Genomic DNA, 311 nt, shown 5'->3' on the forward strand with positions numbered 1-311 from the left:
TGGGAGGTTGATTTTTGGGGGAAATACCGCCGCGCAATTCAAGCCAAAGATGCGGCTTTTTTAAGTTCTTTGGCGGCATATGATAATGCCTTAACTACACTGACCGCGGATGTAGCGACTACCTACATTAAAATCCGTACCTATGAATCGCAAATCAAAATCACTAAAGCCAACATCGTTGTGCAAAGAATGGGATTAAATATTGCACGTGCTCGTTATACTGCTGGACAAGCAAGTCTTGTGGATGTGGAGCAAGCACTGACGGAATTGTCTCAAACCGAAGCCAGCCTTCCATCAATCGTGACCAATTT

At 44.4% G+C, this 311-nt stretch carries 1 protein-coding gene; it reads left to right on the plus strand.

The annotated features are described in order from the left end of the window. Positions 1-311, plus strand: a 311-nt coding sequence (locus tag ACQY7T_RS13040; RefSeq protein WP_428413957.1) for a TolC family protein, incomplete at both ends; no start/stop codon positions are given.

It is taken from the genome of Legionella sp., assembly GCF_965140895.1.
In the GTDB taxonomy this organism is placed as follows: Bacteria; Pseudomonadota; Gammaproteobacteria; order Legionellales; family Legionellaceae; genus Legionella.